The 14,040-nt window shown below is 72.5% G+C and carries 10 protein-coding genes; 2 read left to right on the plus strand and 8 right to left on the minus strand.

Features of this window, described 5'->3' with window-relative positions; translation table 11 throughout:
• Window positions 1-58 precede the first annotated feature (58 nt).
• The 5 genes from ACN6LB_RS16490 to ACN6LB_RS16510 form a co-directional block, all read right to left on the minus strand.
• Entirely contained in the window at window positions 59-1,102 is a 1,044-nt protein-coding gene (locus tag ACN6LB_RS16490) for a nucleoside triphosphate pyrophosphohydrolase (protein ID WP_445026492.1), read from the minus strand.
• 151 nt (window positions 1,103-1,253) lie between these two features.
• Window positions 1,254-1,910: a SurA N-terminal domain-containing protein gene (locus ACN6LB_RS16495; RefSeq protein WP_356143647.1), complete on the minus strand. Its 657-nt coding sequence runs from the start codon at window positions 1,908-1,910 to the stop codon at window positions 1,254-1,256.
• Window positions 1,911-2,093: 183 nt separating this feature from the next.
• Complete coding sequence (locus ACN6LB_RS16500) at window positions 2,094-3,575, minus strand: protein kinase domain-containing protein (protein ID WP_445026507.1); 1,482 nt, start codon at window positions 3,573-3,575, stop codon at window positions 2,094-2,096.
• 38 nt (window positions 3,576-3,613) lie between these two features.
• A complete protein-coding gene (locus tag ACN6LB_RS16505; protein ID WP_445026493.1) occupies window positions 3,614-4,240 on the minus strand; it encodes a hypothetical protein in 627 nt (208 codons plus the stop codon).
• A 160-nt stretch (window positions 4,241-4,400) separates the two neighbouring features.
• Complete coding sequence (locus ACN6LB_RS16510) at window positions 4,401-6,473, minus strand: N-6 DNA methylase (RefSeq protein ID WP_445026494.1); 2,073 nt, start codon at window positions 6,471-6,473, stop codon at window positions 4,401-4,403.
• A gap of 152 nt (window positions 6,474-6,625) precedes the next feature.
• On the opposite strand from ACN6LB_RS16510, the gene ACN6LB_RS16515 reads away from it, so the two are divergent.
• Window positions 6,626-7,348: a hypothetical protein gene (locus tag ACN6LB_RS16515; protein ID WP_445026495.1), complete on the plus strand. Its 723-nt coding sequence runs from the start codon at window positions 6,626-6,628 to the stop codon at window positions 7,346-7,348.
• 115 nt (window positions 7,349-7,463) lie between these two features.
• A complete protein-coding gene (locus ACN6LB_RS16520; protein ID WP_356143655.1) occupies window positions 7,464-8,213 on the plus strand; it encodes a hypothetical protein in 750 nt (249 codons plus the stop codon).
• Window positions 8,214-8,276: 63 nt separating this feature from the next.
• Here the strand turns inward: ACN6LB_RS16520 and ACN6LB_RS16525 are convergent, their stop codons facing one another.
• From ACN6LB_RS16525 to mfd, 3 genes are all read right to left on the minus strand, one after another.
• Entirely contained in the window at window positions 8,277-9,020 is a 744-nt protein-coding gene (locus ACN6LB_RS16525; RefSeq protein WP_445026496.1) for an N-acetyltransferase, read from the minus strand.
• 118 nt (window positions 9,021-9,138) lie between these two features.
• Entirely contained in the window at window positions 9,139-9,852 is a 714-nt protein-coding gene (locus tag ACN6LB_RS16530) for an HNH endonuclease family protein (protein WP_445026498.1), read from the minus strand.
• A gap of 180 nt (window positions 9,853-10,032) precedes the next feature.
• Entirely contained in the window at window positions 10,033-13,563 is a 3,531-nt protein-coding gene (mfd, locus tag ACN6LB_RS16535) for a transcription-repair coupling factor (protein WP_445026500.1), read from the minus strand.
• Between the last annotated feature and the right edge of the window lie 477 nt (window positions 13,564-14,040).

Raw genomic sequence — 14,040 nt, forward strand, 5'->3', positions numbered from 1 at the left:
CGCCCCAGCCGTCGCCCCCGAGGAACCCCGGCGCCGACCCCAGGCACCGGACCCCAGGTCAGCCCTCCGTCGCGCGGATCGCGTCCCGGTACACCCGCGCAGCCGCCCGCAGCGCCGCCTCCGGGTCCACGCCCTCCGCCTCGGCGCGCGCGGCCAGGGCGAGCAGTTCGTAGCCGACGCCCTCGCCCTGCGGCAGCGGCACGTCGAGTCCCGCCGTGCGGGCGCGGGACGACAGCTTCGCCGCCAGCGCGAGGCCCGGCTGACCGAGCGGGACCCCTTCCGTGACGGACGTCCGCTGCTTCTCGACGGCCTTCGTGCGCAGCCAGTGCTCCTTGACCTCCTCGGGGGTCGTGGCCGTCTCGTCGCCGAAGACATGCGGGTGGCGGTGGATGAGCTTGGTGACGATGCCGCCCGCCACGTCGTCGATGGAGAAGGGCTCGGCACCGTCCTCCGGGCGGCCCTCCTCCGCTATGCGCGCGTGGAAGATCACCTGGAGCAGTACGTCGCCGAGCTCCTCGCGCAGCTCGTCGCGGTCGCCCTCCTCGATCGCCTCGACGAGTTCGTACGCCTCCTCGATGCCGTACTTGGCCAGGCCCTTGTGGGTCTGCTGGGACGACCACGGGCACTCGACGCGGATGCGGTCCATGACCTGGACGAGGTCGAGGAGGCGGGCGCCCGGAAGGTCGTAGGAGGCGGGGAGCAGCTCCAGGTCCGGCATCTGTATGCGGCCGGAGCCGGCGAGGCGGGCGAGGCCGTCGGTCAGGCGCGGCTCGCCCTCGCCGGTGGCGACGACGACCACGGTGCGGCCGCCGGCGCAGGCCCCGAGCAGCTCCTCGGCGGCGGGGGACGTCTCGTCGACGGCGATGCCCGCCTCGCGCAGATACGGCAGCTGCGGATGGGCGCCGTCCGCGCACAGGACGCGGTCGGCGCCGTGCAGGGCCTGCCAGGCGGCCCAGGAGAGCAGTCCGGGCGCGACACGGTGGCTGGTGGTGAGCAGGACGATGCGGCCGGGAGCGGTGGCGTCGGGTGCGGTCCCGTGCGCTCCCGCGCCGTCGACGTCGTCTCCGCCGTCGGCTGCGCCTTCGAGGCTGGTTGCGTTCACCCCTCGAACGTAACCCACACCGCCGACAGCCCCGCCGGTTGTCCACAGGCCGCCCGGCCGGGCCGTACGGCCGCGGGCTGGGCGCTTCGTCCACGGTATCGCCGCGCGGGTCGGCCGAACCGTTTATCCACAGCCCTCGGCGGCCGGGCGGCTACGCCGTCTGCTGGGGCGCCGCCGACACCTCGCGCAGCCACGGCGTACTGGCGTCGACGCGGCTGCTCTTCTGGACGTCCCAGGCGCCGTAGCGCGGATTGAGGTCGACGTTCAGCTTCTTGGAGGCGGCGGACATCGCCTTCCAGAAGGCTGCCTTGCCCTCGTTGGTGTTCATGTCGACGCCGAGTGCGGCGGCCAGCTTCTGGGCCTCGATCTCGGTGCGGAGGCTTTCGTCGAGGCGGCTCGGGGCCACGCCGTACTGCTGCAGCCAGGCCGTCTGCAGTGCCTTCGCGCCGCCGGCCTGCTGCTCCAGCGCCGAGCGCATCTGCTGGGTGTCCTTGCGGGTGACGCTCACGTTCGCGTCCTTGGCCGCGCGGTCCAGGACGCGGTCGAGGACCATGCCGTGCAGGGTGTCGCGGGTGAGGCTGCCGGTCTTGGCGATGGCCTGCTCGTACTGGGCGTCGTCCTTGGTGGCGGCCCGCTGCGCCGCGCGCACCTCGTTCACCCGGCTCTCCAACTGCGCGACCGTGATCCGCTGCCCGCCGACCACGGCCGCGGCGCCGGGGTGCGCCTCGCTTCCGCAGGCGGTGAGCAGGGGGGCCGCCGCGACGATCGCGGCGGAGAGGACGAGCGCGGTGCGACGGCGGCGGTGCAAGGAAGCCTCCCGAGGAGATTGTGCGACGGTGCACAAAGTCTTGCGGTGATCGATGTTAGGCAGTGGCCCAGCTCTCGGCCACCCCCTCGCCGACTACTTCGTGCAGGAGATGTCCCAGAACCAACGATTCACGGCGACTTCGGGCACCGCCGCGCCGTCGCGGAAACGGATCGCGACCCCTCGCTAGCCGCGCACCTGCCCGAGCCACTGCAGCGTTCGCCGGATCTCCGCCGCCATGGGGTGTCCCGGGCCGCGCAGCCGTTCCACGTCGTGCAGCAGGCGGGCCAGGGTGCCGTGGGCGGCGCCGCGGTCGCCGAGGGCGAGGAGCAAGTGGCCGATGCGGCGGCGGACTTCGAGGGAGAGCTCGGGGTCGCCCGCGACGTACTGGTTCTCGTAGTACGGCAGCAGGGCGCGGTATTCGGCCAGGGCGGCCGCGGGTTCGCCGAGCTGTTCGAGGCACTGTGCGGCCTCGTAGCGGAAGCGCAGCGACTGCGGGTCGGCCTGACCGGCCTCGGCAGCGCGTTCGTCGGCGAGCCGGCGCAGTTCGGGCAGCGCGCGCCGGAACTGGCCGTCGTCCATGAGGGTGGCCGCGTACTGCTTGCGCAGGGTGCGTACGACGGGCGAGTGCTCGCCGTGCTCGGCGGCGGCGGCCGGGAGGATCGAGCCGAGGATGTCGACGGCCTGCGTGATGCGGCCCTCGCCCAGCAGCCGCTTGACCTCGTCGACAGCGCCCACGACGTCGGCCTTCTCTACGGCGGGGGCGGCCTGCGGCTGGGGCGCGGGAGTGCGCGCGCGGTCCGGCCAGGGAGCGTGCGGGCGCAGGAAGGGGCGCGTGGGATCGAGAGGAGCGCTGCCGGGCATACCGCGCGCGGGCAGCAGCGGGAGCAGTTCCTCGTACGTCTCCTGCGCGGAGGCCGGCCGGTGCTGCGGGTCCTTGGAGAGCAGGCGCAGGACGAGCGCCTCCAGGGCCGGCGGGACCTCGGGGCGCAGCCTGCGGACCGGGAGCGGCGGCTCGTAGAGATGGCGGTGCAGCACGCCGAGGGCGGTGGATCCACTGAACGGCACGTCCCCGCTGAGGAGTTCGTGCAGCAGCACACCCAGTGCGTACAGGTCGGTGTACGGGCCGACCGCGCCGCCCATCGCCTGCTCGGGTGCCATGTAGGCGGGGCTGCCGATGGGTGAGCCGGTGTGGGTGAGGCGGGTGGTGTCGGTGTCCATGACGGATGCCACGCCGAGGTCCAGGACGGTGACCGTGCCGTCCTGCTTGACCATGACGTTGCGGGGCTTCAGGTCGCGGTGCACGATCGGCACGGCGTGCACGGCGCTAAGGACGGCGCACAGTTGCGCGGCGACCGCGACGGCCCACTGCCAGGGATACGGGTCGTGTTCGGCGAGGTGGTCGGAGAGGTCGGCCCCGTCGACGTACTGCATGACGAGGAACAGCTCTTCGCCCGCGCTGCCCGCGTCGTGGACCGTGACCAGGCCCGGGTGGTCGACCTGGGCGGTGACGCGGCACTCGCGCACGAAGCGGCGGCGCAGTTCGTCGGCCTCCTGGCCCGCGACCTTGTCGGGGCGCAGCAGCTTGACCGCGACCCGCCGGTCGAGGCGATCGTCGTAGGCCGTCCAGACCTGGCCCATGCCGCCCTGTCCGATGAGCGTGGACAGTTCGTAGCGGCCGGCGATGGTGCGTCCCGCCGCCACGGTCACCTGCCGCCCTCGTGCTGCCCGTCGTGGTGCCCGTCCTGCTTGCGCAGGTAGTCACTGAGCTCGTCGAGTTCGGCGCGCACCTGGTCGATCCGGGCGGGTGCCGGGCGCTGCGGAGGCGGCTGCGGTACCGGCGTGTGGGGCATGGGCGTCTGCGTCGCCTGCGGCATCGGGGCGAGTGGGGTCATCGGGTGCTGCGGCGCGGTCGTCGCGGTGTAGGGCGACGGGGACGGCTGGGGCGCCGGGTATCCGTACGCGGGCTGCGGGGCGTAGGCCGGGAAGCGGAGCTGGTGGAAGTGGCGTATCTCCGCCGCGAGGTAGTACGAGATCGCGGCGACGAGGGTGCCGAAGAGGAGGGCGAGGCCGAGCCAGCCGCCCGTCGTGTGGATCTCGTCGCCGGGCTCGGTGCCCATCAGGACGAGGCTGAGGACGTCGGCCGCGATCGCGGCCACCAGCAACCCCCAGTCCAGCGACTTGCGCGTCACGATGGCCAGCCGCAGGATCATGATCCAGGCGAGCAGGCCGAGGGTGAACACCGAGATCACCACGAGGAGCACGCGCACGAAGACCAGCCACCCGGTCGCGGGCGGCTGCTTCACCGGCTGTGCGTAGCCGTGGCCGTGCATGGCTGCTCCTGTGCCTGAAGTGGGCGTACGGGGACGGTCCGGCGCCGCGGGAATCCGATTCCGCAGCGTGTCGGATCGAGCGTATAGGCCGACAAGGACAACCGGTCCCGGGTTGTACCGAACCGTTGTCGGCCTGATCACTTCACGTGTCGCCGCAGCCTCAGTCGGGCGCGACCGTCCCGTCCGTGAGGCCGTCGTACATGCCGCGTACGAGCTGCTCGCCGAGGCGGCCCGCGCGCCGGAGCGCGTCCTCGAACTCGGCGAGCGCGCGGAAGCGTTCGCCGTAGCGGCGCTGCTGGTCGAGGGGGAGCCGGGGCACCTGGAGGCGGCGTACGTCGAGCCGGGTGGCGGTGGACGCGTAGCTGCTGGCCTGGCGGTTGTTGGCGGTGCCGCGCAGGAAGCCGGCGAGGAACCAGGGGTCGAGCGCCGTGGGATCGGGGCGCAGGACGGTGAGGTTGCGCCCCAGGGCGGCGCCCGCTGTCGCGTCGTCGACCACGCGCGCGATGGAGCCGCCGCCGATGACGGGGACGACGACGTCGCCCGCCTCGACCAGTACGGGTTCCTCGTCCCCTTCGGGGAGGGTGCCGGAGGGGGCGGTTCCGGCCAGCACGTCGTGGTCGGTGAGCACGGGCACGCGCGCGGGTGCCCCGTTTCCGCCTGTACGCATCACCAGGGCGCCTGCGCGCGCGAGTTCGCCGACGGTGATGAGCGGCCGGCGCGAGGAGGGCCCCTCGTCCACGGCCACGGGGGTGAGGTCGGCGGTCAGGCGGAGGGTCTGCCCGAAGTGTTCGCGTACGGCCGCGAGCTGTTCGGTGCCGCCGCCCGGCGCGGGGGGCGGCAGATGACGGGCGGGGGCGAGGTCGACGTCGTCGTCGAGGAGTTCGATGACGGGTACCGAGCGGCTGAGCCCGGGCCGCTCCTCGGCCGTGCCGGTGTGCTCGAACGGCCGCCAGGCGTCCAGGACCGCGCTTCGTACGGCCCCCCAGTCGAGCCCGCCCCTGCCGTCGGCGGCCAGCGCGCCGGTGTCGGCGAGCAGCAACTCGGGCTGCGCCGGGGGTTTGTCGGGCCTGCGCAGCACCCACAGGTGCAGCGGGATGTTGTACGGGGGCGCCGCGCCGACCGGCAGGGCGATCACGGCGCGCAGGGCGCCGCGGCGCAGCAGGTCGGCGCGGATACGGCGGCCGGAGCGGCGGGATGCGGCGGCGGGCGGCATGAGGAGGACGGCGGTGCCGCCGTCCTTGAGGCGGGCCAGCGCGTGCTGGACCCAGGCCAGTTCGGACTCGGTGCGGGCCGGGAAGCCGTACTCCCAGCGGGCGTCGTAGGCCAGTTCGTCATGCCCCCAGTTGCGTTCGTTGAACGGCGGGTGGCACAGGACGGCGTCGGCGCGCAGCGGCTGGTAGGCGTCCTCGCGCAGAGTGTCGCGGGCGGCGGTGCGGACGGCTGCCTTGGTGTGCAGTGCGAGCCGCAGGCCGGCGAGCGCGGCGAGTTCGGGGGCGCTGTCCTGGCCGTAGAGCTCCTGGTCGGGCCGGGGCGCGAGGGCGCGCAGCAGGGCGCCCGTGCCGCATGCCGGGTCGAGCGCCGTGCGCGCCGGTCCCGCGAGGTCGGCCATGAGCGCGGCGAGGTCGCCCGGGGTGAGCGTGTACTGACGCGGGTTGGCGTCGAGGTGGCGTCCGAGCAGAAACTCGTACGTCTGCCGGGCGCCCAGTCCGGCGGCGAGCTCGGCCGCGCCGCGCAGCAGGGGGGCCGAGGGCAGGAGCTCCGGGCCGGTCGGGGTGTTCACAGCGCGGTCGCGGGTCACCGCGCCGAACCGGGGCGCGATCACCTGGTCGAGGGCGGCCGGCAGCAGGGCGGCGAGGCGTTCGTCGGAGCCCGCGCTCAGCTCCAGCCACACGGTGGGGCGGTCGTGGATGAGCAGCAGGACGCAGCCGGCGTGCACCAGGGCGGGGACCGGGCCCTCGGGGTGTCCGGCGAGCTGTTGCCAGACGCGTTCACGCAACGGGACCTCGCCGAGTTTGCCCTGGTCGCGCAGCCATTCCTCGACGTCCGTGAGGGCGAAGGAGGGGCTGGTCTCGGTGCCGCCGACGGGCTTGGGGAAGTCGGCGTGGCGGCGGCGCCAGTTGCTGACGGCCGCGCGGCCGACCCCGGCGAGCCGCGCGATACCGGCGGCGGTCACCTCTGTCCCGTTGTCCTGCACCGCCCGGCTCCCCTCGTTCTGGTGTGTGGCGTCGAGCATACCGGCGTGCGCAAGATCCATCACTTCACAGCCGTGTACACATTCAAGCCTGTGAATCGTGTTGACTCGGTTCACAGGCTCTGCTCTTATTGACCCATCGGATGAGCGGCCGCCGAGAAGAGGCGGTCGCCACCCTTGGGGAGGGGACTGTCATGGGTATGAAGGGCAAGATCGCGCTGGGGGCCGTCGTGGGTGTCGTCGTCATCGGGGCGGTGTCGGCGAACGCGGGCGGCAACAGCGACAACGGCTCCGACAGGACCGGCAAGGGCTCCACCGCCTCCGCCGGGCGCGAGTCCGGGAAGAAGGCCGACGCCCGGGGCAGCGGCAAGGGCGCCGAAGCGAGCAAGGGCGCCAAGGCGGGCAGGACCGGGAAGAAGGTCGCGTTCGCGGGGGACGGCGACTTCCAGGTCGGCTCGGACGTCAAGCCCGGCACCTACCGGAGCAGCGGCAACACCGATGACATGTGCTACTGGGAGCGCTCCAAGGACGCCTCGGGCGAACCGGATTCGATCATCTCCAACGACAACGTCAGCGGCACCAGCTACGTGACGATCAAGGCGAGCGACAAGCTCTTCAAGTCCAGCGGCTGCAAGGACTGGGAAGCCGTCGCCGCGAAGCCGTCCGGCACACCCGCTTCCACCATCAAGGGCGACGGCGGTATGCACAGAGTGGGCGTCGACATCGCGCCCGGTACCTACAGGTCCACCGGCAACAAGGACGACTCCTGCTACTGGGAGCGCACCAAGGACGCCTCGCACTCGGTGGAGTCGATCGCCGCGAACAACAACGTGACGGGTACGGCCGTCGTCACCGTCAGCGCCGGTGACGCCTACTTCAAGACCGTGGGCTGCCAGGACTGGAAGAAGACGGGCTGACACCGGCCCCTCGCCTCACCGCCGCTCGGCCACCCGCCCGGCCGCAGTCCGCCGACGCGCCATCACCCGCGCGCCCTCCCCCCACACTTCACTCGTCTCACCACAAGGAACTCTCATGCGTCGCACCGCACTTGCCGCTCTCTGCCTCGCCGCCGCGGCCGCTGCGTCCCTCACCGGCTGCCTGCCCGGCGAGGACAAGGCCGACAGCAAGCCGAAGGGACCCTTCCCCGGGCTCAGCGGGGGCGAGATCGCCGACCGGGCCGTGAAGGCCACCACCGGCGCCTCGTCGCTCCGCATGAAGGGCGACGTCCCCGACGACGGGGCCGGGGGCATGATCGGGATCGACATGGCCCTCGACAAGAAGGGCAGGTGCGCCGGGACGATGAGCCTGGACGGCCAGGGCAAGGCCGACCTCATCAAGACCGCGGACACCCTCTACATGAAGTACGACGCGGAGTTCCTGCGCGGCCAGGGCAAGGGTGACTCCAAGGAGGACACCGACGCGGCCGTGGAGATGCTGAGCGGCAAGTGGACCAAGATGTCCGCGACCGGCTCGGACGGGAAGGACGTCGCGACCTTCTGCGACCTCGACACCGTGCTCGCCGACGCCAAGGACGTGAACTCCGACGCGACCCGCGGCAGGACGACAACGGTCGGCGGCATCCCGGCGATCATCCTCCACGAGAAGGACGGCAAGGAGAGCTACACCCTCTACGTCGCCACCGAGGGCAAGCCCTACCTGCTGCGCGTCGACAGCAAGTCCGCCAAGGACCCCGGCACCCTCACCTTCACCGACTACAACAAGCCGGTCCCGGCCGACGCCCCCCGCGGCAAGATCCTCGACCTGGACAAGCTGAGCGGCTGACCCACCCCGGCCGAGGGTGCGTTCGCCGCCCGCGCCGACCCCCGCGCCAGCCATACGTCGAGCTCAAAGGGTGTGCCGCACCCACACATTGGGCTCGACGTAGACGGCGTATCCGCGGCCCGGCTCGCAGTGCACCGGCACCAGCGCGCCGGGCACCTCCACGGGACCCTCCGTGTCGAACGGCAGCCCCGTCCAGCCGCGCCACTCCTCCAGCGAGGCCGCCACGGTCATGGACGCCGGAGCCACCGCCTCGATGGTGGCGCCCGCCCGGACGTGGACGCGCAGCCACGGGTCGCACGGCAGCCCGTCCGCGCGTCGGCGGAACGCGTACTCCGCGATCGGGGTCCGCGGCTCCAGGTGCTTGGCGCTGGGCCGGACCGGGGCGACGACCTCGCCGAAGCCGTGCGACCGGGCGTTGTCGCGCATCGCGGACAGCATCCGGCCCGACAGGCCGGCGCCCTGGACGTGCGGGGCGACGACGATCGAGACGGCGCTCACGGTGTCGGGGGAGGTGCCGCGGCGCCGGTCGGCGAACGCCCAGACGAGTGTCTGGTCCCAGCCCCGCGCGGGCAGTTCGCGCCGGTCCTCCTCGTCGAGGGCGAAGGGGACGCTGTAGGCGTGCGCCACGACCTCGCCGTGCTCGTCCTCGGCGAACAGCACGAACTCCGGCAGCTCGGTGGCGATCCGGCCGTAGTGCGCGTCGCCCACCAAGTCGCTGAGAAGGAACTCGGGCCAGGTGGTGGCCATGTCGACCACCTGGTCGTGCATCTCGGGACGTTCGGCAAGACTCGACACCTTCAGCTCCATGCCGGACACGGTAGGCGCCGCCCCGGCCCGGGTGAAGCGGCGACGGCACACGGCGGGGCCGCCGCGCGACCGCCCGCGGCTGTGCGCCCGGCCGCCGCGAACCCCCGGCCCGCGTCCCTCAGTTCGCGTGGAACCGTTTCGGCGCCTGTGTCGGGTTGCCGCCCGCGGGGAGGTTCTGGCCGGGGCAGGTGGTCAGCACCTTCTTCATCGCGGCCTTCTCCGCCGCCGTGACCCACAGCCCGTACTTCTTCTTCACGGCCACCTGCGCGGCCACATACGTGCAGCGGTAGGCCTTGTTCGGCGGGATCCAGGTCGCCGTGTCGCCGTCGCCCTTGCTGCGGTTGGGGGTCGCGTCGACGGCGAGGAGGTTGAGCGGGTCGTTGGCCAGGGCGATGCGCTTGCTCGCGTCCCAGTACTTGGCGCCCTTCTGCCAGGCGTCCGAGAGGGCGACGAGGTGGTCTATGTCCACCAGGCTGCGGCCCCGCGCGAAGGTGACCTCCTTGCCGCTGTACGGGTCCGGGTCCAGCACGCCGGACCTCACCTTGCACGTCCCACTGGTGAACTTCACGTCCTCCAGGTCCCGCTTGAGTATGTCGTCCCGTGTGTCGCAGCTGTTGGAGTCGGTGTCCGCCCACGCACTGCCGAACCGCTCCCTGCTGTACCCCGTCTTGGGCGCCCGGCCCTTGACGGTCAGTGAGTCCACCGCGGTGAGGGCCGCACCTCCGGCCGCCGACTCCTGCGGTCCCGCGGACCCCGTGGTCTCCTCCGTACAGCCGCTGACGGTGAGCACCAGCAGCGCGGCGACGGCCGCCCCACCCCTCAGACGCACCACGACGTCCCTCCCCTCTGCCTCGCCGGGTCCGCCCTGCACGGACGCGTTTCCCCTGCCGCTCACCGTAGCCGCCGGGACCCCTGCCCCATACGGCCCCCCAACGGGCAACGGATGCACGCCGGGCGTATCACCGGTGGTGACGCGCCTGCGACGGAGGCCTCACCGCGCCCACCGAAGCCCCTACGACCCGAGGATCGAAGCCAGGAACTCCCCCGTCCACCCCAGCAACTCCCGCCCGACCAAGGGCTTTCCGCCCACCTTCGCCGTCTTCGGGCGGGGTACGAGGACCTGGTGTGCGGCGGGCTTGATGACGGTGCCCGGGTACAGGCGCTTCAGCCGCAGCTCCTGCGACTCACGCAACTCCACCGGCGCGAAGCGGATGTTGGTGCCCTGGAGCACGATCTCGCCGACCCCGCACGCCCGCGCGAGCATCCGCAGCCCGGCGACGAGCAGCAGGTTCTCCACCGGCTCGGGCAACTTGCCGTAGCGGTCGACGAGTTCCTCGCGTACGGCCCTGATGTCCTCCTCCGTGTTGGCGGAGGCGATGGAACGGTAGGCCTGCAGCCTGAGCCGCTCGCCGGGCGCGTAGTCGTGGGGGACGTGCGCGTCGACCGGGAGCTCGATCTTGACCTCCAGCGGCGCCTCCTCCTCCACGCCGCCCTCCAGGGCCGCCCGGTAGTCGGCGACCGCCTCGCCCACCATGCGGACGTACAGGTCGAAGCCGACACCCGCGATGTGACCGGACTGCTCGCCGCCGAGCAGGTTGCCCGCGCCGCGGATTTCCAGGTCCTTCATGGCCACGTACATGCCCGCGCCCATCTCGGTGTGCTGGGCGATGGTGGCGAGCCGCTCGTGCGCGGTCTCCGTCAGGGGCTTCTCCGGCGGGTAGAGGAAGTAGGCGTAGCCGCGCTCGCGGCCTCGGCCGACGCGGCCGCGCAGCTGGTGCAGCTGGGACAGGCCGAAGTTGTCGCCGCGTTCCACGATGAGCGTGTTCGCGTTGGAGATGTCGATGCCCGACTCGACGATCGTCGTGGAGACGAGGACGTCGTACTTCTTCTCCCAGAAGTCGACGACGACCTGCTCCAGGGTCTGCTCGGACATCTGGCCGTGCGCGGTCGCGATGCGCGCCTCGGGGACGATCTCGCGCAGCCGCGAAGCCGCCCGGTCGATGGACTCGACACGGTTGTGGATGTAGAAGACCTGGCCCTCGCGCAGCAGCTCCCTGCGGATGGCAGCGCCGATCTGCTTCTCCTCGTAGGGGCCGACGAAGGTCAGCACCGGGTGCCGCTCCTCCGGCGGGGTGGTGATCGTGGACATCTCGCGGATGCCCGTCACCGCCATCTCCAGCGTGCGCGGGATCGGGGTCGCCGACATCGTCAGGACGTCCACGTTCGCGCGGAGCTTCTTCAGCTGCTCCTTGTGCTCGACGCCGAAGCGCTGCTCCTCGTCGACGATGACCAGGCCCAGATCCTTGAACTTCGTCTCGGACGAGAACAGCCGGTGCGTGCCGATGACGACGTCCACCGAGCCCTCGCGCAGCCCCTCCAGGGTCGCCTTCGCCTCCGCGTCCGTCTGGAATCGGGACAACGCCCGTACGTTGACGGGGAATTGGGAGTAGCGCTCGCCGAACGTGCCGAAGTGCTGCTGAACCAGCAGGGTCGTCGGCACGAGAACGGCGACCTGCTTGCCGTCCTGGACGGCCTTGAAGGCGGCGCGCACCGCGATCTCCGTCTTTCCGTAGCCCACGTCGCCGCAGATCAGGCGGTCCATGGGGACCGTCTTCTCCATGTCGTCCTTGACCTCGGCGATGGTGGTGAGCTGGTCGGGGGTCTCCGCGTAGGGGAAGGCGTCCTCCAGCTCACGCTGCCAGGGGGTGTCCGAGCCGAACGCGTGCCCGGGGGCCGCCATCCGCGCGCTGTAGAGCTTGATCAGGTCGGCGGCGATCTCCTTGACGGCCTTCTTGGCGCGCGCCTTGGTCTTCGTCCAGTCCGCGCCGCCGAGCCGGTGCAGTGTGGGCGCCTCGCCGCCGACGTACTTGGTGATCTGTTCCAGCTGGTCGGTGGGGATGTAGAGGCGGTCGCCCGGCTGGCCGCGCTTGGCGGGCGCGTACTCCACGACCAGGTACTCGCGGGTCGCGGTCTGGACCGTGCGCTGCACCATCTCGATGTAGCGGCCCACGCCGTGCTGCTCGTGGACGATGTAGTCGCCCGCTTCGAGGGTCAGCGGGTCGATGGTCTTGCGGCGGCGGGCGGGCATGCGCGCGCCGTCCTTGCCGGCCGCCTTCTGGCCGGTCAGGTCGGTCTCCGTGAGGACGGCGAGCCTGAGCGTCGGGTCCACGAAGCCGTAGTCGATGGAGCCGCACGCGACGTGCACGACCGAGGGGGAGATCTCCGCGAGTTCCGTGTCGAGGCGGGCCGCGATGCCCTCGCCGCCCAGCACCTCGACCGTGCGGGCCGCCGGACCGTGCGCCTCCGTCACGAACACCGTCCGCCAGCTCTCGGCGAGCCAGCCCTTCGTGTCGGCGAGGGCCTTCGCGGTGTCGCCCCGGTAGGTCTCGGGCGCGTGCATGCCGAGCTTCAGTGTGTCGGCGTCCAGTTCCTCGTCGGCCGCGAACGGCGACACCGACCACCACATCATGTCCAGCTCGCGGGCCCGGTCGCGGACGTCCGCGATCGACCAGAGGGAGGCCGCGCCGACGTCGATCGGGGCCTCGCCGCCGCCCGCGGTCGCCGCCCAGGACGCCTGCAGGAACTCCTGCGAGGTGGCCACCAGGTCCGTCGCGCGCGTGCGCACCCGCTCCGGGTCGCAGACGACGGCCATCGAGCCCTTCGGCAGGACGTCGAGCAGCAGCTCCATGTCGTCGACCAGGACCGGTGCGAGGGATTCCATGCCCTCCACGGCGATGCCCTCGGCGATCTTGCCGAGCAGCTCGCCCAGCTCCGGGTGGGCCTCGGCGAGGGCCGCCGCCCGCTGCCGTACGTCGTCCGTGAGCAGCAGTTCGCGGCAGGGCGGCGCCCACAGGCCGTGCTCGGCTACTTCCAGGGAGCGCTGGTCGGCGACCTTGAAGTAGCGGATCTCCTCGACGTCGTCGCCCCAGAACTCCACGCGCAGCGGGTGTTCCTCGGTGGGCGGGAAGACGTCGAGGATGCCGCCGCGGACCGCGAACTCGCCGCGCTTCTCGACGAGCTCGACGCGGGAGTACGCGGCTGCCGCGAGCTTTTCGACGATCTCGCCCAGGTCGGCGCTGCGGCCGGTGCGCAGGTCGACCGGCTCCAGGTCGCCCAGGCCCTTGACCTGCGGCTGGAGCACCGAGCGGACCGGCGCCACGACGACGGAGACCGGGCCGGTCTCGGGGTCGTCGGGCCGCGGGTGCGCGAGGCGGCGCAGCACGGCCAGGCGGCGGCCCACGGTGTCGCTGCGCGGCGAGAGCCGCTCGTGCGGGAGGGTCTCCCAGGAGGGGTACTCCGCGACGGTGTCCGGCGGGAGGAGCGACCTGAGCGCCGCGGCCAGGTCCTCCGCCTCACGGCCCGTCGCCGTCACCGCGAGCACCGTGCGGCCTGCCTCGCGGGCCAGTGCGGCCACCGCGAAGGGGCGGGCCGCGGGCGGGCCGACCAGGTCGACGTGCATACGGTTGCCGTCGGTGGCGGCCGTCACCGCTTCCGCGAGTGCGGCGTCCTTGACGACGGCGTCGAGCAGACCGTGCAGGCTCATGAAGGGGTTTCCCGTCCAGGGGGTGGGCAACGCGAACCGCCCGACTCGTGTCACGGGCCGGGGGGTCTCCAGCGTACGACGCCCCAGGCGCGGGTGCCCGGGGGCTGTGGACAACAGGGCGCTGTGCCGGGCGGGCGGCACGGGCGCGGGGGCCTTGCGGCTTCGCTCCCGCCGCCACCGCCCCGTCTCCCTGCCGACCGGACGCGTCCCCTCCTCGGACACGCCCGCCGGGTCCGCTTCCGTCACCGCCCCTGACGTCCGTGGCTGCGTTCGTATGCGCTCCAGCTGCCCGCCGCCGTCGCCGCGGCCGCGCTCACGCTGACCACGTCGCTGCCGCTGTATGTGCTGACCCGGCCCGCCGCCTGCCGCACCCCGAAGCGGGTGACCTACGTGGAGCGGCAGCCGTGAGCCGTCGGCGCACGAGTGCGGGGACGGGGGGGGGGGGGGGGGGGGGGGGGGGGGGGGGGGGGGGGGGGG

Source organism: Streptomyces sp. SAS_270, assembly GCF_052543295.1.